Source organism: Pseudanabaena biceps PCC 7429, from assembly GCF_000332215.1.
GTDB lineage: Bacteria > Cyanobacteriota > Cyanobacteriia > Pseudanabaenales > Pseudanabaenaceae > Pseudanabaena > Pseudanabaena biceps.
Map to the genome: position 1 here is coordinate 1 of NZ_ALWB01000048.1, position 21,045 is coordinate 21,045.

At 44.4% G+C, this 21,045-nt stretch carries 15 protein-coding genes; 5 read left to right on the top strand and 10 right to left on the bottom strand.

Annotated elements, in window-relative coordinates:
- Positions 1-36 precede the first annotated feature (36 nt).
- From PSE7429_RS07560 to PSE7429_RS07570, 3 genes are all read right to left on the bottom strand, one after another.
- Positions 37-1,455 (bottom strand): hypothetical protein, encoded by a 1,419-nt coding sequence (locus PSE7429_RS07560; protein ID WP_009626529.1) that lies wholly within the window; start codon positions 1,453-1,455, stop codon positions 37-39.
- A gap of 56 nt (positions 1,456-1,511) precedes the next feature.
- Positions 1,512-2,588, bottom strand: coding sequence for a PIN/TRAM domain-containing protein (locus PSE7429_RS07565; RefSeq protein WP_009626530.1), 1,077 nt, complete (start codon positions 2,586-2,588; stop codon positions 1,512-1,514).
- A gap of 148 nt (positions 2,589-2,736) precedes the next feature.
- On the bottom strand, positions 2,737-3,240 hold the full coding sequence (locus PSE7429_RS07570) for a pentapeptide repeat-containing protein (protein WP_233424313.1): 504 nt from the start codon (positions 3,238-3,240) through the stop codon (positions 2,737-2,739).
- A 208-nt stretch (positions 3,241-3,448) separates the two neighbouring features.
- Between PSE7429_RS07570 and PSE7429_RS07575 the strand changes: the two genes are divergently transcribed.
- Complete coding sequence (locus PSE7429_RS07575; protein ID WP_009626532.1) at positions 3,449-3,814, top strand: hypothetical protein; 366 nt, start codon at positions 3,449-3,451, stop codon at positions 3,812-3,814.
- A 249-nt stretch (positions 3,815-4,063) separates the two neighbouring features.
- Here the strand turns inward: PSE7429_RS07575 and PSE7429_RS07580 are convergent, their stop codons facing one another.
- The 4 genes from PSE7429_RS07580 to mfd all read right to left on the bottom strand — a co-directional run bounded on the left by PSE7429_RS07580 (position 4,064) and on the right by mfd (position 11,287).
- Positions 4,064-4,576 carry a hypothetical protein gene (locus PSE7429_RS07580; RefSeq protein ID WP_009626533.1) on the bottom strand — a complete coding sequence of 171 codons (513 nt, stop codon included), beginning with the start codon at positions 4,574-4,576 and terminating at the stop codon, positions 4,064-4,066.
- A gap of 4 nt (positions 4,577-4,580) precedes the next feature.
- Positions 4,581-5,309 (bottom strand): hypothetical protein, encoded by a 729-nt coding sequence (locus PSE7429_RS07585; RefSeq protein WP_009626534.1) that lies wholly within the window; start codon positions 5,307-5,309, stop codon positions 4,581-4,583.
- A gap of 356 nt (positions 5,310-5,665) precedes the next feature.
- Positions 5,666-7,420: an EamA family transporter gene (locus tag PSE7429_RS07590; RefSeq protein ID WP_009626535.1), complete on the bottom strand. Its 1,755-nt coding sequence runs from the start codon at positions 7,418-7,420 to the stop codon at positions 5,666-5,668.
- Between the two features lie 456 nt (positions 7,421-7,876).
- Complete coding sequence (gene mfd / locus PSE7429_RS07595) at positions 7,877-11,287, bottom strand: transcription-repair coupling factor (RefSeq protein ID WP_009626536.1); 3,411 nt, start codon at positions 11,285-11,287, stop codon at positions 7,877-7,879.
- Positions 11,288-11,729: 442 nt separating this feature from the next.
- Here mfd and PSE7429_RS26605 point away from each other — a divergent pair, with 442 nt between their 5' ends.
- On the top strand, positions 11,730-11,873 hold the full coding sequence (locus PSE7429_RS26605; RefSeq protein ID WP_173400654.1) for a hypothetical protein: 144 nt from the start codon (positions 11,730-11,732) through the stop codon (positions 11,871-11,873).
- A 55-nt stretch (positions 11,874-11,928) separates the two neighbouring features.
- Here PSE7429_RS26605 and PSE7429_RS07605 read toward each other — a convergent pair whose 3' ends face one another.
- From PSE7429_RS07605 to PSE7429_RS07615, 3 genes are all read right to left on the bottom strand, one after another.
- Positions 11,929-12,816: a hypothetical protein gene (locus PSE7429_RS07605; protein WP_009626537.1), complete on the bottom strand. Its 888-nt coding sequence runs from the start codon at positions 12,814-12,816 to the stop codon at positions 11,929-11,931.
- A gap of 173 nt (positions 12,817-12,989) precedes the next feature.
- The gene (locus PSE7429_RS07610; RefSeq protein WP_009626538.1) at positions 12,990-14,345 is read right to left on the bottom strand and encodes a tetratricopeptide repeat protein; all 1,356 of its coding nucleotides are present in this window, start codon (positions 14,343-14,345) and stop codon (positions 12,990-12,992) included.
- 45 nt (positions 14,346-14,390) lie between these two features.
- On the bottom strand, positions 14,391-15,944 hold the full coding sequence (locus tag PSE7429_RS07615) for a protein kinase family protein (RefSeq protein ID WP_009626539.1): 1,554 nt from the start codon (positions 15,942-15,944) through the stop codon (positions 14,391-14,393).
- A 319-nt stretch (positions 15,945-16,263) separates the two neighbouring features.
- On the opposite strand from PSE7429_RS07615, the gene PSE7429_RS26260 reads away from it, so the two are divergent.
- The 3 genes from PSE7429_RS26260 to bchD all read left to right on the top strand — a co-directional run bounded on the left by PSE7429_RS26260 (position 16,264) and on the right by bchD (position 21,035).
- Positions 16,264-16,407 (top strand): hypothetical protein, encoded by a 144-nt coding sequence (locus PSE7429_RS26260; RefSeq protein WP_158467618.1) that lies wholly within the window; start codon positions 16,264-16,266, stop codon positions 16,405-16,407.
- Between the two features lie 335 nt (positions 16,408-16,742).
- Positions 16,743-18,713: an acetate--CoA ligase gene (gene acs / locus PSE7429_RS07620; protein WP_009626540.1), complete on the top strand. Its 1,971-nt coding sequence runs from the start codon at positions 16,743-16,745 to the stop codon at positions 18,711-18,713.
- Between the two features lie 276 nt (positions 18,714-18,989).
- The gene (gene bchD, locus PSE7429_RS07625; protein WP_009626541.1) at positions 18,990-21,035 is read left to right on the top strand and encodes a magnesium chelatase ATPase subunit D; all 2,046 of its coding nucleotides are present in this window, start codon (positions 18,990-18,992) and stop codon (positions 21,033-21,035) included.
- Positions 21,036-21,045 lie beyond the last annotated feature (10 nt).

Consider the following 21,045-nt stretch of genomic DNA (forward strand, 5'->3'; position numbering starts at 1 on the left):
AGTTGCCGCGCGGAGCGCGGCAACTCTCTTTGGGGTTTAATTGTTATGCCATAGCGGCGTGCGTCGGACAAAGGCAAGAAGGCAGATCCCCACGCTAATACATAACCATCCGCAAATAAGGTTTATGAGGGGGAGCGACTGCTGGAGAACACCTAGGGATAGAACCTTACCCATGGCTTGAGAGGAGAGAAAAGCGCTGACGAGTAACATCGCTGTGCCGATTTCCCATGAATGCAATCGTGAATTAGGATAGAGGCGATCGCTTTGCAGGCTATTGGGCGCAACTAGCTGGAGAAAAAATCTGGCGATCGCGGGACTCACAAGGCAAACGCCCAACCAAGCGATCGCACTTTCCGATGTTAATTTTGAGGGCAAGGAGAAAATGAGTAAGAGCAAAACACCGACAAGGATAAATGCCGTCCCTGCCAAAATACCTGCCCCTTGCGGTAATAGAACATTTGCTAAACCTAAACTGTCCCGCTCCGTTTCCTGCTTAGCCAGATGAAACTCATCGCGGAGGGTTTTATCTAGTTGATCGTTTCGATCAACGTCTTTTTCGGTAGGTGACGGCAAATTTGTCATCACTAAGGGGATGGTAATATCGCGATTATTGCCCGTTAGCTGCATCCAACTCAATTCTCCGCCAGCTTCCTGTAATTTGACAATCGAAAGCATTGAGAAAGAGGTGATATCGATTAGATATTCGGCAGCAATTCCCCATAGCCCTGCAAACTTAAGTTGCAAAATCTTTTCGGGAGAATGTAACTGGGCTTGCCAAGTAAAAAATCCCGTTAATCCAGAAGCGGTTAAGACGATTGCCGCGATCGCCCTCAGATTGCTCGATAAGTCGAGCATTGTCCAGCAGAAAAGTCCAAAAACTATTAGTACCAAACTATTAAACTGTCTCGGTTGCTGACCAACTGCCGAGGGACTAACTAAAACTGTGCGATCGGAATAGGTAACGACATTGAGGGGTTCGGCATTAAATTTTTCCAGCGGTTGCTTGCGATCGGTGGGCGACTTAGATCTACTTGACTGTAAGGATAGGGAAGCCGCAATTCCTGTGAAAATAGCGGCTGGTAAAACCCACCAAATCGCCACAAATAATTTGCTGGTTTCGGGCGATCCCCCAAGGACTGCAATTAAAACTAGCCAATAGACCGCAATCCCCAACAATTGCGATCGCGAAAAAAGGTAATTAGAATTTTGGCGGCATACCTCTACAACGGACTTAGCCGTATATATTCCAATTATTAAACCGAAGACCAAAACAATACTGGTAATCGCCAAAAGATCTAACTCGCCTTTTGTTAATAGCCGAGCAATGGCAATGGCGAGGATCGAGAAGCCCGCAAAGATAAAATTTACAGAAATAGGATAAGTTGCTTGTCGCCACCCCCACCCAATTCTGCCTGACACCAATTGTCGTTGTGTGTGGGAGGGCAAAACTTGCATAGGCAGTAAAAGTTGGTAGTTAAGAATATAAATAAATAGCTAAATAGATAGCTAAATTAAACCGTGGCAATCGCTTCGTGACGGGCAAAAATCATCCGTCCTGCCGAAGTTTGCAAAGCACTCGTAACAATTACGATAATTTGTTTACCAAGATACTCGCGCCCCTCTTCAATTACCACCATCGTGCCATCTTCTAGATATCCGATACCTTGAGAAGCCTCTTTACCTTCCTTGAGTACCTTGATTTCGATTAAATCGCCTGGCAAGTAGGTTGGGCGCAGAGCTTGGGCGAGATCGTTAATATTTAAAACTTCCACCTGCTGTAAATTAGCAACTTTATTGAGGTTGTAATCATTGGTGATCAGAGTGCAGCTTAACTCTTGAGCTAAACGTACTAACTTAGCATCAACGGTATGTAAGTCCTCATAATCCGCAGAGTGAATGGTGATGCGATCGCTAAACTGATCGCGCATATTGTTGAGAATATCCAGTCCCCTTCGACCACGTACTCGTTTTTGATCGTTAGAGCTATCGGCGATCGTTTGTAACTCTTGAATCACAAAATGGGGAATCAATAATTGTCCTTCTAAAAAACCTGTCTCCATCAAAGTTTGAATGCGCCCATCAATTACCGTACTGGTATCGAGTACTTTCGCGGTAGCCGTACGCAAAGTACCATCAGCTAATAGGCTACTTTCGACATTGTTGGGATTGATCAAACGCAATAAGGCGCGTCCGTGGGTATCGGAGAGCGTCATTCCCGAATAAGCAAAGATAATGCTGACCAAGATGGCGGTAAGGGGTTTGATGAAATCAAAATTGTCAGGAATCGGAATCAGGAACAAGGGCGCTAGCATTAAATTCGCCACTAATAGTCCAAAGACCAAACCCACGGCTCGCCCTAAAATTGTCTCGATGGGCATCGAGCGAATATTCGACTCGATACGGCGATAGGTATTTTGCACAACCAATCCCGTGATTAAACCGATCGCAGAGCCGACACCCAATGTAACCCAGCGTAAATTTTGGATGTTGAGATGAGCGATCGAGTCCGATGGCAAGAAATCAATGCCGTGGAAGCCAGTACCCGCTCCCGCGAGGATGAAAGTAAAAATGATGATAGCGTCAATCATAGGGCGGAACTCCGCTGGGACGAATAAATATTTCAGGAAGGGAAATCAAATAATCTCTAGACTAAAGCTTTAATTGATTTTAGGTAATACTTTTCCAACTTTCTCCATCCTTTGCATACAATTCTACACAAATCCAAACGAGGATTGTCTATTTTGGTGCTTTTGGACAGCCTTCAACGGATTTCTGACCATCGGGCATAATCGCCCCGCATAAATTAGTTTCAGACATATAGGCTCCTGTCAAATCTGCCCCCGTGAGATCGGCTCCCCTGAGATCGGCTTTGTCAAGGATTGCGCCAATGAGATTGGCTTCACGCAAGTCGGCAAGTTTGAGATCCGCTGAGAATAAATTCGCATTGCGTAAATTTGCGCCACGCAGATTTGCAAAACTTAATTTTTCTCGCGAAAGATTGCATCCCGCGCATTCTCTAGTCTGTAAAACTTGACGAATTTGATTGGGATCGGCAAGGGCTGATTCGATCGCGCTAATGGAGGTGATCGCGGCAATTAACCCTGAAATAATTAAGGAAGAATGGATTGTCGGTTTCATGGTGGATCGCTCAGTTTGTAACTGCCCAATTCTCAAGCTTTGGAAGCTGGGAATTTGCATCCACCCTATCACTAAATCACTTGAGATTGCGATCGCAATCACAGGTGTATCTACCTGATGTCACTTGCCATTCTTCAATAAAGATTGATGATGTTGTTATTGAATTAATCGCTTACGGGTAATGTTCACCCACTCGGTTGGTTTGATAGCAGGAAGCAGCCTTAGCTGCTTTCATCAGAAGATTAAATCTATAGAAATTTAATTTTCTAATTCGTAGTCAGCAATTAGAGAACGCAGATTAGAGGCAGTCATGAAAAGTACAATTGTCGCCACATTTTTAGCCATTTCGGGTTTCGCCATTTCAGGTTTCGCCATTTCAGGTTTCGCTCTCGCTACGCCAGTCAATGCCCAAACAGCGATCGTCGCCGCTCTATATCAAAATCCTACGCCTCCTCATACCGAAGTCCGTTCTGAAAGTGCAAATATTAATTCCCATCAAATTATCCTTGCCGTTAATACCAGTCCTGAAGTAGTTGCGATCGCGGACAATCTACTTACAGGTAAAACCTACGATCGCATTGTTACCGTGAGTCACAAAGATAATCTCGCCTGTTTGGTTAGCGGTAAAGGTTCTATCGATGGAGCCGTTATGTGTGGTTTTATCGATCACGAATAGTTATGAATAAAAGGGTTTTCCAGTTAAGAAATGGCTACGCCATTTCTTAACTGGGTATAATTAACGTGAGTTCGGAATAATTTGAAACGGGCTTTTAAAATTTGTCAGCTTAATACCAATTCCCAAAAGTGTGGCTACACTTTTGGGAATTAAAACCCAAACCCAGTTCGGATTATACAAAATCACAAAATGGCTACGCCATTTTGTGATTTTGTATAATCCGAACTGATGTTAATTAGGGATTCGGGATCAGGCAATATTAGATATATCAGGATTATTTTTAAATTCGTTTAGTTTTTGAAGTCCAAATTGAGCGCGTTTAATTTGCTTTTCGCAGAGCTCTTCAATCTCGGAACGGACAATTTCAATCCCGTTTTGCGTATCCGTGGCGCGATCAAAAAACACGATACTATCTACCTGTTTCATGCCAATTAAGCGAAAGAGCATATCGATTACATTGTATTCACCGCATTCGAGCTGAGCATCATTGAGTTTTAGGCGATCAATATTCGCAGGAGTGCGATCGCAATAGGCGTAAATAGTTGTTTTTTCGAGTTCGGGATTATCGTGATTGCTCAGGGGGGTAAGTAACCAGCCACCTTCAATATCTTGGATCACGATATAGGTTGTATGTCTGAGTTTTTGGGCGATCGCCTTCAGAACAGATGCAATTAAACTAACCGCACTTGCCGTTTCTTCATCGGGAGTACTCTGAACTAGCAAGACAACTTGGCGATCGAGGATTTGATCTTTAGTGAGCATGAATCTAAGGAATATGATGTGCTGAGCGTTTGAGAGCGGGTTTTGCCGTAATCGATTGCAATACTTCTAAGGTCTCAAATATCGCGTCCCGCATCGTTACCTCGGTTTCTCGGTTGAGCAGGATTTGGCAATAATCGGCGATCGCTCGCTCCTGCGCCGCAGGTAAGCGATTATCGCGAACGTATTGATTGATCTGTTTAATCGCAATGAGTCTAGCTAGGTCATCGCTGACTGTAAGTTGGGCAATTAGTTGATCGAAATTATCTTGCTGACGTTGTAACCATTGTTTAAAAGCTTGGCGTACCAGAATCGCGAAAATCCCTAAGGTTGCGCCTAGTTGCAAAATGCTTGCCGCCGCTAACCAATGATTTTCTTGATTTGACCAGACTGCCAAGATCGTATAGGTCAAGAAAACTGTACTCGTGCCACTAGCCACCGATAGGGGCAAATGTCGATAGGGACTTTGCAAAAATCTCTGAATGCGCCATAAAATTACATTCCAATTCCAGTCCTGCATCACATAGACGGCAATCATCGCGCCGATTCCTGTGCCAGTGGCTGCGATTAATTGCCAGTTCCACAAAAGTAACATCACCAAAAAAACTGCCAACAAAGCCCATACTGGCAGCCCCTGTTCGCGAGCTAGTCCGCGCCAAAGCGATCGCATCAGTAGATGAGCTTGCGAAGAAGATGTTGCCGATTCCTGTTCTTGATGATGTGAGTTTTTGACCACTGGTGAAACCAATTTGTCCCTGAGGAATTGTAATAGCTACTTTACAGGATTTTAGTTCAAAAAGGTGAGATGGGATAGAGCAGCATCTCACCTTTTCATACCAAGTTAAGAAATGGCTACGCCATTTCTTACAGCGCATTGCGCTCAAACCCAAACCAAGGAAATTTTTGAAAGCGTTGCGAAGAAACGCTTTCAAAAATTTCCTTGTGGTTCGTTTGATCAATAATTGCTGTAACTTGAAAACCCTTATACCAAAGCTCAAAATGGCGTAGCTATTTTGAGCTTTGAAAACCCTATAAAATCGAGAGCTAAAACCTGCGCCGCAGGTTTTAGCTCTCGATTTTAATTATGCTCTGTTACTTGGCAGGTTTTTTATACATATTTTGTAAGCTGAGGAGTCCGACTCCACCTGTAACCATAAACACCCCAAATAATTGGATGAAATCGAGCTTGTTGCCCAAAATTGTAAATGCTAAAAATGTCGTAAATACGGGACCGCTCGCACTAACAATCGAAGCTTGAGCTGCTCCCATCAACTTTGTCCCGAAACTAGTCAGCAGATATCCACCTAGGGTAGTTAAGGCAATCAGGAAGCACATGAATATCAGTGAGCCATTGAAGGAGAGCGAAGCTAAGGTGAAGGGTAAAGTACCAAAACACAGTAACAAGATAATGGCAAAGTTAATGGATGTAAACGAAACAGGATTTAGCTGTTTGAAGCAAGCTTGCGAGGTGATGATATATCCTGCAAAAGAGATGCCTGAGAGCATCGCGGCAGCTACTCCCCAAGTATCGGGCTTAGTCACTCCAAAAATGTTATAGGTCAGCATGATCCCCAGATAAATCACGCCGATTACAAACCAACGCTCTTTACTAGGGCGATCGCCAAAGAGGAACCAAGCCATTAGTACCGTAACGGTGGGGAAGATAAAAAATAAGGTGACGGCTAATCCTGGGTTCAAGATACCTAGAGCGACATAGATAAAGGCAAAGGATGCAAATTGCAATAGCGCACTAAAGGCAACTCGCCAAAACAATAGTCGGCGACTAGGCGTTAGCAATTGTTGGAAGTCGCGCATGACATCCACTCTAAAAATAAACTTGGCGACTAGCCACATAATAGGCGTGGCAAATAGCATTCGCAACAGCAGCAACATAAAGGAGTTTGGGACGCTGGGCTTGATCAACCCGCCAAAGCTAAATAGTCCCAGAATGGTGGAGTTAGAGAAGATTACCTTGACCAGAATATTCTGGAAGGACAGCACCACCGAAGCCCCCAATACTAAAATAAATCCAAACCACCAATCATTAAGGCGCTTTGCGGGCTTTACGATCGGAGGTTCTAAATCTAGGGCTTTGAAAGGCTCTGTCGGTTCATCGTAGGGACGAGTGTCATACTGCCGAAATTGCCCGCTATTGAAGGTGGGAATTTGAACTTGGTTGTAATTGCCATTGCCGTTAGGTGTAACAGGTGCGGTGGTATTGCTACCGATCGCCCCCGTAAGACCAGAAGATGTCCCCGTGAAGCTGCTTGTAGGTTGATTTCCCCCTAGATTGCCTAGATTGCCACCGCCACTGTAGCGATCGCTGGTGGATCGGCGTAAATATTCATCAATTCTCTCAACCAGTGCCGAGAGCATCAATTCGCCTTGCTGTCTCTGGGCGTACATACGCTGCATCTGATCATCGAGATCACGCTGATAAGTATCGACATCCCGTTGTAAAGACTGAAAAGTAGCTCTAATCGCACTATCCAGATTCAGCATTAGCTGCTCGAAATTCTCAGAATGATCGTTGAGCACCTTGGAATTAGTGACGATCACATCATTTTTGAGATGAAAGGTAATTGCTTGGGCGAGTTGTTCGATCCATTGCTGGCGTTGAATTTCCTGTTGATTCATGCCTTGCTGGGCGACAGTCAACACCTCTAGCTCTTTACGTTGAGACTGGAGACGTTGAATATCGTCGGTAAGGGCATTTTTCTGGGCTTGTAAAATTAAAATTTCGCGGCTGAGCTTGCCCAAGATATTTGACCGCAGATCTGACAAGTCCTTGGTGACTCCCGCGAGGGTCTGCTCGTAAGAACTACTACGGATATTATTGCTCTCCATTGAAGAAATCACCTCGTAACAATGCCGTCTAAAATAATGCTGGCTTCTATGTTTGGCACTAATTTTTTAATTGGCTGAATTGGTTGCGTCTAGTTTGCGAACTTTATAACACTAATTTGAGCATCTGGCATATTTTGTTTTATTTGTTTGCTAGAAAATTTTCGCTAGATCTGGGGAATCGACTGTTAGCTTTTACAACGCTTTGCGCTCAAACCCAAACCAATGAAATTTTTGAAAGCGTTGCTTCGCAACGCTTTCAAAAATTTCATTATGGTTCGTTTGATCGGTAATTGCTGTAAGTAGTTCGGCATAAGTAAACTTAAAACCTAGAAGAGCATACTGCCCGCGCAGCGGGCGGTATGCTTTCTGGTTTTGGTTCTTAATTATGCCGAACTACTTATCAGGCTTTAGATATCAGGCTTTAGATATCAGGCTTTAGATATCAGGCTTTAGATATCAGGCTTCAGATTTTGCGAGGTGCATAGTATCTAGCCATTCAATTAAGTTGTCAAGCTGCTTGTCGTGGGAGAGCGTCCCTAATCCTCTAACCGTAACATTACCTTTGCTATAGACAAATCTCGGCTGTAAATGGCTGGGCAAATGCTGATGAAGTAATTTCCATGCTGGTTCTTCCATCTTAGACTCTAGAACGACATGTTGTTTGCCTTCGGGTTTAATACGGAAAAAGCCGATCCGTTTAGCGAGGAGTTTTAATTCCATGACTTTTATCAATTGCATGGCAGGGACGGGGACTTTGCCATAGCAGTCACGCCACTCTTCAATAATTTGCATTAATTCACGACGAGAGCTGACGGAGGCGACGGTGCGATAGGCGCTCATCTTGCGATCGCCATCGGGGATATATTCGGTAGGGATAAAGGCGGTAATAGGCAGATCTACTTGCGTATCCTCGACTTCAGGAATTTCGGAACCGCGTATTTCGGCGATCGCTTCTTGGAGCATTTCCATATAAAGGTCAAAGCCGATGGTATTAATTTGACCAGATTGTTCTGCGCCGAGGAGATTTCCCACACCACGAATTTCCATATCGCGCATGGCTAGCTGATAGCCTGAGCCAAGATGGGTAAATTCTTGAATCGCTTTGAGTCGTTTGCGAGCAATATCGGTAAGTTCCCCTTTTTCTTGGTAAAACAACCACGCATGGGCTTGAATGCCTGCGCGTCCGACCCGACCGCGCAATTGATAGAGCTGTGCCAAGCCAAACCTTTGGGCATCTTCGATAATGATCGTATTAACCCGAGGAATATCTAGCCCCGATTCGATAATCGTGGTGCAGATCATCATGTCTGACTCGCCACTGCTGAAATTGAGCATGGTGGATTCCAGTTCCGATTCGGGCATTTGTCCATGGGCGATCGCCATTCTTACCGACGGCAACATTTCATGCACCCTTGCGGAAACCTCTTCAATATCGTCAATACGCGATACTACATAAAAAATTTGTCCCCCGCGATCGAGTTCCTGTCTGATCGCCGCTCTCACTAGTTCGGGGTTGTAGCGCGAAAGATGGGTCATAATTGAGCGTCTTGAGGGTGGCGGCGTGGTAATTAGGCTCATCTCCCGAACTCCTGACATCGCCATATATAGGGTTCGGGGGATTGGTGTGGCGGAGAGTGTTAATACATCCACTTCTGTTTTCATGGTTTTAATTTTTTCTTTCTGCGCCACCCCAAAGCGTTGTTCCTCATCAATCACTAATAGCCCCAAATCCTTAAATTCAACATCCTTGGATAGTAGTTGATGCGTACCGACGACGATGTCTAGTTCGCCTGTCTTTAGTTTGCGGCAGATTTCTTTTTTCTCGACTTTGGTGCGGAAGCGATTGAGCAAAGCAATATTGATGGGATAGGCGGCATAGCGCTCTTGCAGACTGTGGTAATGCTGTTGCGCGAGAATGGTGGTAGGTACGAGCAGAGCTGCTTGCTTGCCTGTGGTCACCGCTTTAAAAATTGTGCGAATGGCAACTTCAGTTTTCCCAAAGCCGACATCACCACAGACGAGGCGATCCATGGGGCGCGAGCTTTCCATATCCTGCTTGACATCCTGAGTTGCCTTCAACTGATCAGGGGTGGCTTGATAGGGGAAGGAATCTTCCATTTCCTGCTGCCAAGGATTATCGGGGGGAAAAGCATAGCCGACCTGTTGCGATCGCTTAGCATAGAGTTCTAAAAGATCGAAGGCAATCTTCTTAATTGCTTTTTTGGCTTTATTCGTAGTATTTGTCCATGCCTTGCCTGTCATTTTATGTAGTTCGGGCTTACTCTCATTCATGCCGCGATAGCGGGACAGGATCGACATTTGATCAACAACAACGCGCAGTAATCCATCGTCATATTTCAGAACTAGATATTCGCGAGTTTCATTGTTGACCGTTAACTTCTCTAATTTGAGGAACTGACCGACACCGTGATTTTTATGAACGACATAGTCTCCTGGCGCGAGTTTATTGAGATCGACTTGTTTAGATACGGCTCTTCTTCGCTTCCTGACATAGTTGGGCGTGCCTAGGGCATGCTGACCAAAAAATTCGCGATCACTAATTACCACAATTCGATAGGTAGGCAAAACGAACCCTTGAATTTCCGCCGTGCCTGAGTATTTAAAAGCAACGGCGATGCGGAGGTTATGGGTTTTGTCGATCGCAGGAAAGTCTCTGACATTGGGAATGAACTGAGCTTGGCAATCATGCTCTTGTAGTAGGGCAACAGTTCGTGAAGGCTGTGCCGAAACAAGAATGATTTTATACTTCTGTTCACGATATTCGCGAATTGTTTGGGCAATTTTGGCAAATTGGTGGGGAATAGCGGGGACTGGACGACTAGCCATATTTACGCCACGATTTTCTTCTGCTAGCTCAAACAGATCGAGACGATTAAATTTGGCGATATCGAGCAAACAATCCGCAAAAGAGCGATGGAGTATTTCTGTTCCCCCCGTAAAAATTTCGGTAGCTGACTCATACCAGCGATCGCAATGGGCTTGACATTGTTCTAGCTCGTCTATAACCACCAGACATTGCTCTGGTTTGGGCAAATAATCTAAGAGCGAAGCACTAGATAAGGGATGGACTGCAAATCCTTTGCCGCTGAACTCATCTTCTAAATCCGAATCGGACAAGGGCTCATCCCCAAGAATATGCCCATAGGTAATAGGAGTGAGCAATACCGAAGGAATGCTATCCAGCGCTCTTTGGGTCGTTGGCTCGAATTCACGAATCCGTTCGATTTCATCGCCGAACCAGTCGATCCGAACGGGCATCTCACTGGATACGGGAAAAATATCGATAATATCGCCCCGTCTTGCCCATTGTCCTTCGACTTCTACAGTGGAAGTATTTTCGTAGCCCATGAGGGTTAGATTTGTCGCTAGATCCCGTAGTTTAATCTCCGAGCCAACTTCCAACATTACGCAATATTCGTTAAATTTTTGCGGGCTGGGTAAGTGCTTTTGCAATGCGCGATCAGTTGCCACGATCGCCATTTTCTTCTTTTCTCCTTCTTGCTCCTGCCAGTCCGCTAAATCCGCCAATACCTGCATTTGTCCCCAGATGACCTCTGACTCTGGCTGATATGGCTCGTAGGGCAACATATCCGAAGTTGGGTAGTAATGAACGATATGCCAACCCATCGTTTCTAGCTGTACTGACCATCGTCCCGCTTCCTCAATCGTCGAGGTAATGACTAACATCAGGCTTTCTTGCCTTTGGCTCAAAGTCGAACTGACAATGCCTTTTCCCACTCTCGATAGCCCCGAAAGTGTCAGTTGATGCGATCGCATCAATTTATTTTCTAGTTCGTCAGTGAGAGGAGAGCGCGTTAATGAACGAATGACGGAGGAAAATGGCATGAGGGGAAAGGGAAAGTTAAACAATGGCAGTAACTATAATTTTACATTACGGTCAAAGCTTATCCAAAGTAGGAAAATGCAGGCTAGGATCGATTTATTCTGTAAGTAGCTATTGCGGTTTTCATTTTGCCTTAGGCAAAATGAAAACTCAAAACCCTGATTAAGTAGCTGGGCATAATTAAAAACCAGAGTCAAAAGCTGTAGCGCTCGCTGCGCGTGTGCTACAGCTTGGAGGATTTTATATTTAATTGCGCTTAGTATATAAAAGCCTGTACCGCCCACTTAGCAGGCAGCACAGGCTCTAGTTATACCAAATCACAAAGTGGCTACGCCATTTTGTGATTTGAAAACCCTTACTGGGTTTAGTTTTTAATTTCCAAAAGTGTAGCCATACTTTTGGAAATTGGTATTATATCTAGCTTTATTATCTAGCCTTAGCAATATGACAAATCAATCTCTGCCCGATCACCATAGCCAAACTAAATCGGAACGTAAAGAAGAACTAATACTCTGCTCGCATTGCTTGCGTACTGCTACCAATGGCATTAAATGCCAAGGCATTTGCGTCGCCGATAGTAACTATTAAGGTAAGGCAAGGATGGGCGGCGCAAAGCGCTGCCCATCCTTGCTCGTTTGAGGATTTATATTTCCGCGATCGCTCGTTCGATCAATCGACGTGCAATGGTTTGTGTACCAGTATGTTCGTAGTAATTCGTCGCTACATCTAGATAGGCTGCAAGGTAATTTAACTTATCGTCTGAAAAATTAGCAAAAGATTGCAAGTTGCTAGTAATCTTTGCTGGTGACAAGTCATTTGAGACAACTAGGTTATTCATCCAGCCTTTAACTGAGTTGAAGCTTTCGCCGATAAAGCTCAGTTTGCTGGCAGAGCCTTGACCTAGAATCTCATCTTTGATGGTTTGGAAGGTTGAGTTTTGTTCTAATTCACTCGGACTGATCCGACTAATCCAAGATGATGTCTGTTGAATAAAATCGGGACCTAGGGGGAGCAAACCGTCAAAGCAAACCAAGGCAAACATCCTGATTAATGACTCACCACTGTATTCTTCTAACGATGAGACAAAATCCCCAAGGCTGTTTGGAGGAACACCGTTAATGTGACAGAAGGCGGTTGACTCTGCAACTAATTTCAGGCATAGATCGATCACTTGTGATTTTTCGGGTTTGGGAGTTACTTGGTTTAAAAAACCCACAAGAGGAATATTTTCACCAACTTTATTCGCCAAGACTGCTGCACCGAGTGCTTTATCTGTACTATCAACTGTTTGATAGAGCCATAGGGCTCGTTGGTATCCTTGAGAACGGTCGTTGTAAAGATAAATTGCTCGTTCGCCAATTTGTTGAATGAGGTCTTGGTCAGTTTCACCAGTCACGGTTTTAATGGTGTTAACAAAACCAACTACATTTTGCCACTCACCAGGAGCGATGAAATCGAGCGATTGTAAAACAGTAACGGTCAAATTACTATGGGGTAGTTCATCAACCAACTGTTGAATCGGTTTGCTCATAAAAATCCCTAAATTTTAGTTATACCGAACCAAAATAACATCAAATAAGGAGCGTACTATCCGCCTAGCGGGCGGTACGCTCTTATTCAGTAAAATCAAACCCCATAGAGAGTTGCGGCGCTTCGAGCCGCAACTCTCTATGGGGTTTGATTTCCTGACTTAAGTGAATATAGCTATAAGACACTTTTAAGCAACTTTCGTAGTTCTAAACCCTGTTTATGATTGGGTTTCTCTTTGAGAACTTTTTCTACGGTAAAAGATGCTTCTTTGTAGCGACCCGCACCATATAAACTTGCCGCCAGACCATACTCAGTATTAATTCTCTCTACACCTCCCCAAAGAGTATTTGCTTTAAGAGAGCGATTGTAAGCATTAATAGCATCGACATATTTACCCTGAGTATAAAAAATCAGCCCTTGATTGTGCCAAACCTCAGCAAAGCCCCCAGACAAACTAATTGCTTTCTGATAAGACTGTAAGGCTTCTTCATACCGTTTAGATTCTCTTAAGACATTGCCCTTTTTATACCAGCCAGCATAGTCATCAGGCTCAATTGATGTAACGCGATCGAAAGCTTTAATGGCTTCGTCATAACGTTTGAGAGCGAATAAAGTATCAGCCTTGGCATACCATGCATTAGCATAATTAGGATTAGTTGCAATAATTTGATCGAACGTATTTAATGATTGGGAGTAGTTACCTCGTTCGAGCGAGTAAACTCCTTCTATGTAGTTCTCATAAGTAATTTCGTCAATATTACTCTGAAATAATTTAATCTCAGGATTACCAAGCCTAATGCGCTTTCCTCGCTCGAAGGCACGAATTGCATCTTTATATCGACCTAATCTGGTCTTTGCTTCTGCTTCACCATAGTAAACTACATAGTCTTGAACGCTGAAAAAGTGTTTAGCTTTAATAATGTAGGATGAATTGGGAGATAGCAAAACAGAGCGTCGATAGGAGATGAGAGCTTCTTCGTAGCGTTCCAATCTGAATAGTGCTAATCCTCGAAAAAACCATACAAATCCATAGTCTGATTTGATCTTTAGAGACTGATCTAGATCGGCGATCGCCTCTTGATATCGTTTAAGGTCAAGGAGTGCTGTCCCGCGATTAAACCACCATAAATAGTAATCTTCTTCTTGTACGAGGGGTTGTGAGCGATCTACGAATTTCCCTCCTGGTTTAATTTGTAAAGCTCTATCGTAGGATGCGATCGCTTCGTCAAATCTTTTCAATCCTGCGAGAGCCAAGCCATGATTATTCCAAAGTTCAGGATCCTTTCGCCCGCGCTCATCTTGCAAAGCAATCTCAAAGCAATCTAGTGCTTCTCGAAAAAGTTCTTTTTTAAGAGAAATAGTACCTCGTATCTTGTAATTGCCAGGATGAGCGGGAAGCGAACCGATGTTACAAGTACGATTTTGACTATATGCAGTTGGAGGATTGGAGAACTCTAAAATCCCTAAAATGCAACCTGACAAAATCAACCCATAGGGTAATGAATGAAGAACCCAAGATTTAGAAGTCATAATCTTTATTGTTGTTACTTTGAGGAAATTTAGCAAGGGAAATATTTAATTTGCTGGCGGTGGTGGTGGGGCTTGTCTAGTTGAATTTGCTGGAGGTGGATCGTATACTGGCGGCGGCGTATAGGTATCTGCGGGAGGTTCATACCTTGCTGGCGGCGGTGTATAGGGCTCTGCGGGAGCTTCATACCTTGCTGGGGGTGGATTATAGGTATCTGCGATAGGAGGTGTAATATCTTGAGAAGGTGGAGATGTAATTTGAGGTGGTGGGATAATAGGAGTTACTAGTTTTTTCTTAGCTTCGTTTGCTATTTTTTGCCCCCGCTTCTGCCAGTAAGGAGTAGATGAAATACTCTTAATAGTATCGATCGCTAGCTGCCACTTGCCATTTTTAGCAGCTTGTTCGGCTTTTTGTATTAAATTACCATTTTTTGTGTTGTCCTCTTGCCATTTTGACAAAAGAAAATCAACTTTTTTGCGAATTTTTGCGCTTGCTGGAACCGCCTGTAAGATGATTTTTGCTTCAGTTAAATTACCTGAATTATCATATTTTGTTTTAGCTAAAGCAATTAGTTTCTCTGCATTTTCATTAGCTTTTTTCTCATTTTTCTCATCATAAATATGAGTGATTGCGATATTTGTTGATGTAGTGGTTAGTGCAGTAATAGTATTAGAAAATACTAGGTTTTTCTTGGTGGTTTCATCTAGTTTAATCTGTGTATAAAAGAATGTATAAAAGAAATAGGCAATAACTCCTAATCCAGCAATAACTCCAGTACCTAAAATTATGACAAGGAGCATACGGATTCTACTTTTCCCTTTATTTTTAAATGCAGCTTGAGAAGATTTTGCGGAAAATTTTGATCTCCTGTAGGTTGGTGAATTGGGAAGGTTGGCTTTAAGACTCTGCATTTTATTACTATTATTTGCTCCCATGTTTTCTCCACTTCGTTGTTTTGGTGCATCTATTTCAGGAGTTGATTCAGGAGTTGATGGGGTTGCTTGAGATATTTTTGATGGCTGAGACGGTTTAGGAAGAATAGGTAAAGGTAAGAGAATTGCAGGATTATGTGATGGATTAATATGGTCTTCCAATAGTGGTTCAATTGCGGTAATAGGTAGCTGTATGGCAAGTAGCATTTGTCCAGCATTGGCATAGCGCAGGTCGAGGGCAGGGGATAGAGCCATATTAAGGATTTGGGTCAGGCGATCGCTAACAATACAACGCTCTTCCCAATTCCACTTATTATTAGGAGCCTTTAAGTCTTCGGGGGGCGAACCTGTTAATAGTGCAATCATAACGACTCCTAGTGCGTAAATATCTGCCGTAGGAGTTGCCTTTCTCGTTAATAAAATTTCTGGTGCTAAGTAAATGGGATTGTTGCTTCCATTACCTGATAGCAGTACGATCTGCCTCCGATGCTCTTCATAGGCAATGGTCTCTAGGGAAATGGAGCCATGGGATTGTTTCTGCTCGTGCATTCTAATTAATTCAGCGATTACTTGGCACAAAATATCCTTGGCTTCTAGTTCTGAGAAGCCTTTCCCTTGTTTTTTAGCCAGTAGCGATCCATAGGTTGTATATGGAGAAAAATTTTGCATAAGTCCCCTACTCATGGTTTTTTAATTAATTACATCGATTTCGTAGATGGGCTTGCATTCCCCATAACATAATCCCACAAAATAATATTTAAGTGGCTAGGCATAAGTAAACTTAAAACCTAGAAGAGCGTACTGCCCGCTACGCGGGCGGTACGCTCTCTGGTTTTGTTTTTTAGTTATGCTACCCCCAAACCATATCAAAGCCTGCCTTACCTCGATATGCGTCTAATACTAAAGCTCAAAATGGCTACGCCATTTTGAGCTTTGAAAACCCTTACTGGGTTTAGTTTTTAATTCACAAAAGTGTTGTCACACTTTCGTGAATTGGTATAAGAAGAGAACATCGGCGCGGAGCGCCGATGTTCTCTTCGATTTTGTCCTAATGCAAGTGGTGACAGCAGGACATAAAACCCAAGAATTGATGGGCGGCGCGGAACGCCGCCCATCAATTCTTGGGTTTTGATTTGTCTTAAGGCAAGTGACTGTGGCTATAGTTAAGAACAACCCACAAATAATCGCTAAAATAATCGCTAAAATAATTGCTGATGTTGCTAATCGTTGCGGAATCTTACTATTTCTCGATTAAAGATTCTCCATAATTTACACTAGATATCTAAGCAAAATCTCAGTGCATTATCTCAGTGCATTGCGATCGCATCTGAACTAGGAAAGTTTTTTAAAGTGTTGCTAAGCAAACTGAATCAAAAAATTCCTAGGGATCTGGCGATCGCAAAAAAATTAAATATTCATTTTTCCTAAGTTTTTCCTGACTTAAGTTTTTGTAATTACTTAATAACTATGTCCCAACCTACGATTGAATCAATATTGCAAGAACGGCGCTTGTTTGAACCAACTGCTGAATTCTCGCAAGCTGCCCATATTAAGAGTCTTGAGGAGTACCACCAAATCTACGATCGCGCTAAAGCCGATCCAAGTGCATTCTGGGCAGATCTCGCGGATAAGGAGTTAGATTGGTTTGAGAAATGGCATACTGTCCTTGATTGGCAGCCGCCCTCGGTGAAATGGTTTGATGGGGGGAAAATCAATATTTCTTACAACTGTCTTGATCGCCATTTGCGTACTTGGCGCAAAAACAAAGCAGCGTTAATTTGGGAAGGGGAAAATGGGGATTCGCGTACCCTTACCTATGCCCAACTGCATCGCGAAGTTTGCCAGTTTGCCAATGCTCTGAAACAACTAGGAGTCCAAAAGGGCGATCGCGTTGGTATTTATATGCCAATGATTCCTGAAGCGGCGATCGCCATGCTTGCCTGTGCCAGAATCGGCGCGGTGCATGGTGTTGTTTTTGGTGGATTTAGCGCGGAAGCTCTTCGCGATCGCTTGATCGATGCCGCAGCGAAATTGGTGATTACCGCTGACGGTGGCTGGCGCAAAGATGCGATCGTGCCATTAAAAGCCCAAGTCGATCAGGCGATCGCCAATGGAGCCGTCCCCTCGGTTACTGATGTCTTAGTAGTCAAGCGTACGGGACAAAATATTCATATGAGTGCGGGTCGCGATCATTGGTGGCATGACTTGCAGCAAGGCGTTTCTGCTAAATGCGAAGCGGAGCCAATGCATAGCGAAGATATGCTCTTTGTTCTCTATACTTCAGGCAGTACGGGTAAACCAAAGGGAGTTGTGCATACCACAGCAGGCTATAACCTCTATAGCCATATGACTACCAAATGGATTTTTGACCTCAAGGATACGGATGTCTATTGGTGTACCGCTGATGTGGGTTGGATTACAGGACATAGTTATATTGTGTATGGTCCCCTTTCCAATGGCGCAACGACATTGATGTACGAAGGAGCGCCCAGAGCCTCTAATCTGGGTTGTTTTTGGGATGTAATTGAGAAGTATCAGGTTTCGGTTTTCTATACAGCACCCACGGCAATTCGTTCCTTTATTAAAATGGGCGAACATCATCCCAACACACGCGATTTAACGTCACTCCGTCTATTAGGAACTGTTGGCGAACCAATTAATCCTGAAGCTTGGATGTGGTATCACCGCGTCATTGGTGGTGGACGTTGTCCAATTGTCGATACATGGTGGCAGACGGAAACGGGCGGAATTATGATTACCGCGTTACCAGGGGCAATTCCTACTAAACCTGGCTCCGCGACCCTGCCATTCCCAGGGATCATTCCCGATATTGTTGATCTTGATGGCAATCCCGCTCAGAACAATGAGGGAGGTTATCTAATCGTGCGCCATCCTTGGCCTGGCATGATGCGGACTGTCTACGGCGATCCCGATCGCTTCCGTAAGAGTTATTGGGAACATATTCCCCCTAAAGATGGTAATTATGTTTATTTTGCGGGAGATGGTGCTCGTAAAGATGAGGATGGTTATTACTGGGTAATGGGACGGGTCGATGATGTAATTAACGTCGCGGGACACCGTTTAGGAACGATGGAAATCGAGTCAGCCTTAGTATCCCATCCTGCGGTGGCTGAAGCAGCCGTAGTTGGCAAGCCCGATGAATTGAAGGGTGAAGATATCTTTGCCTTTGTGATTCTCGAAGGCGATCGCCAACCTAGTGAGGAACTGGCGAAGGAACTTAAAAAACATGTTGTTGCTGAGATTGGCGCGATCGCTCGTCCGAGTGAGATTCGCTTTGCGGAGGCTCTACCCAAAACGCGATCGGGTAAAATCATGCGGCGCTTACTGCGATCGCTTGCCTCTGGTCAAGAAATTACCAGCGATACCTCTACTTTAGAAGATCGTTCGATTCTTGATAAGTTGCGTGAAGGAGCATAATCAAAAACACTGAAACCTGTAGCGCACGCTGTGTGTGGGCTACAGGTTTCAGTGTTTTTGATTTAATGTAGCCTCGCTCGTTGTGGCGATCGCGTGGCTTCACAGACGGCTAAACGCTATAATTTAAGTCAAAGCTTAAAATTTTACTTAAAATTTTAAGTAAAGTTTTATTTGAAAGTTTTATTTGAAATTTCTACTTAAAATTTCTACTTAAAATTTTTTACTTTAAAATTCAATTTTTCTAATTTTTATATTATTTAACTCATAAGTCGATAAATGGTCTCTTCGCTGCCCAATAAACTAACCACAAACTCTAATATCCCCATCACATTTCCGCTTGCGGCTGTGGTCGGTCAAGAAGCGATTAAAACCGCTTTACTGCTAGCAGCGATCGATCCTGGCATTGGTGGTATCGCCCTCGCAGGTAGACGCGGCACTGCCAAATCTGTTCTCGCTCGTGGTATCCATGCCCTATTGCCGCCCATCGAAGTTGCTGTCGATTCCCTTAGTAATTGCGATCCTACCAAACCCGACACATGGGACGATGCTCTCGTCAAGGCAATGAAGGACAAGGACAAGAGCGAAATAGCTACTAAAGTTATTCCTGCTCCCTTCATTCAAATTCCCTTAGGAATTACCGAAGATCGGCTAATTGGGTCTGTGGATGTAAGTCGTTCGGTGCGTGAAGGTCAGACCGTATTTCAGCCAGGGATTCTAGCGGAAGCTCATCGGGGCGTTCTCTACATTGACGAAATTAATTTACTCGATCCGCAGATTTCTAATTTACTGCTTTCCGTTCTCTCCACGGGCTATAACCAAGTCGAACGCGAAGGCATCAGCTACCAACATCCCTGCCAGCCTTTACTGATTGCCACCTATAACCCTGAAGAAGGCATCTTGGGCGAACATCTAATGGATCGGATTGCAATCAATCTCTCTGCCGATGGAGTTCTGTCCCTCGATCAGCGGGTGGAAGCCGTAGATATGGTATTGGGCTATGCCAATTCGCCTGAAGCCTTTTTAAGTAGCTATGACTCGGATATTGACGATCTGCGGACACAGATTATTTTGGCGCGAGAATGGCTCACTGATGTGACAATTTCTAGGGCGCAGATTCAGTACCTCGTTGCGGAAGCTGTACGTGGTGGTGTGCAGGGACATCGTGCTGAGTTATTTGCTTTACGGGTAGCCAAAGCGGCGGCGGCGTTGGAAAGTCGCACTCAAGTTAACGCCGACGATCTGCGTCAAGCCGTAGAATTGGTAATCGTACCGCGATCGCCGCTTTCTCCTGAGCAACAACAACCCGAACAGCAGCAACAACAAGCACCTCCGCCCCCGCCAAATCAAGATGATGGCGAACAGGAGCAGGATGAGAATCAAGAGGATCAGGAACAGGATCAAGAGCAGGAAGATGAATCTCCTGAAATTCCTGAAGAATTTATCTTCGATCCAGAGGGTGTAATTCTTGATCCAGAAGTTCTTTTCTTTGCTCAGTCGATGCAAAAGCAGGGGCGATCGGGAACTCGCAACCTGATTTATTCCCAAGAACGGGGACGCTATATCAAGCCAGTTTTACCCCAAGGCAAAAGCGATCGCATTGCCGTCGATGCGACCCTCCGCGCATCGGCTCCCTATCAAAAAGCGCGAAGATTGCGTCAGCCCCATCGCAAAGTGATCGTTGAGGATGTGGATATCAGAGCCAAGAAGCTAGCACGTAAGGCGGGAGCTTTGACGATTTTCTTGGTGGATGCATCTGGATCGATGGCTTTGAATCGGATGCAGTCGGCTAAGGGTGCAGCTTTACGGATGTTGACCGATAGCTATCAGAACCGAGACCAAATTTCTCTGATTCCTTTTCGTGGTGAAAAAGCCGATGTATTGTTGCCCCCCACCCGTTCCATTGAGGCGGCGCGTCGGCGTTTGGATACGATGCCCTGCGGTGGTGGTTCGCCGCTAGCCCATGGTTTAACTCAGGCGGTGCGGGTGGCGATGAATGCTAGACAGTCAGGCGATGTTGGCTCGGTTACGATTGTGGCAATTACGGATGGACGGGGCAATGTGCCTCTAGCGCGATCGCAGGGTGAACCGATCGACCCTGAAAATAAGCCTGATATCAAAGCCGAATTAATTGATATTTGTCGTAAGATTCGGGCTTTGAATTTGGGATTATTAGTCATTGATACGGAAAATAAATTCGTATCTACGGGATTTGCCAAGGAACTCGCCGCCGCAGGTGGTGGGAAGTATTACCATTTGCCCAAGGCAACCGATCAAGCAATCGCTAATGTCGCTCTCAGTGCGATCGCCGATCTGCGTAACTAAAAAGAAAGGG

Coding starts and splice junctions, on each gene's coding strand:
- PSE7429_RS07560 (WP_009626529.1), bottom strand. CDS start 1,455: ATGCAAGTTTTGCCCTCCCACACACAACGACAATTGGTGTCAGGCAGA.
- PSE7429_RS07565 (WP_009626530.1), bottom strand. CDS start 2,588: ATGATTGACGCTATCATCATTTTTACTTTCATCCTCGCGGGAGCGGGT.
- PSE7429_RS07575 (WP_009626532.1), top strand. CDS start 3,449: ATGAAAAGTACAATTGTCGCCACATTTTTAGCCATTTCGGGTTTCGCC.
- PSE7429_RS07580 (WP_009626533.1), bottom strand. CDS start 4,576: ATGCTCACTAAAGATCAAATCCTCGATCGCCAAGTTGTCTTGCTAGTT.
- PSE7429_RS07590 (WP_009626535.1), bottom strand. CDS start 7,420: ATGGAGAGCAATAATATCCGTAGTAGTTCTTACGAGCAGACCCTCGCG.
- mfd (WP_009626536.1), bottom strand. CDS start 11,287: ATGCCATTTTCCTCCGTCATTCGTTCATTAACGCGCTCTCCTCTCACT.
- PSE7429_RS26605 (WP_173400654.1), top strand. CDS start 11,730: ATGACAAATCAATCTCTGCCCGATCACCATAGCCAAACTAAATCGGAA.
- PSE7429_RS07605 (WP_009626537.1), bottom strand. CDS start 12,816: ATGAGCAAACCGATTCAACAGTTGGTTGATGAACTACCCCATAGTAAT.
- PSE7429_RS07610 (WP_009626538.1), bottom strand. CDS start 14,345: ATGACTTCTAAATCTTGGGTTCTTCATTCATTACCCTATGGGTTGATT.
- PSE7429_RS07615 (WP_009626539.1), bottom strand. CDS start 15,944: ATGCAAAATTTTTCTCCATATACAACCTATGGATCGCTACTGGCTAAA.
- acs (WP_009626540.1), top strand. CDS start 16,743: ATGTCCCAACCTACGATTGAATCAATATTGCAAGAACGGCGCTTGTTT.
- bchD (WP_009626541.1), top strand. CDS start 18,990: ATGGTCTCTTCGCTGCCCAATAAACTAACCACAAACTCTAATATCCCC.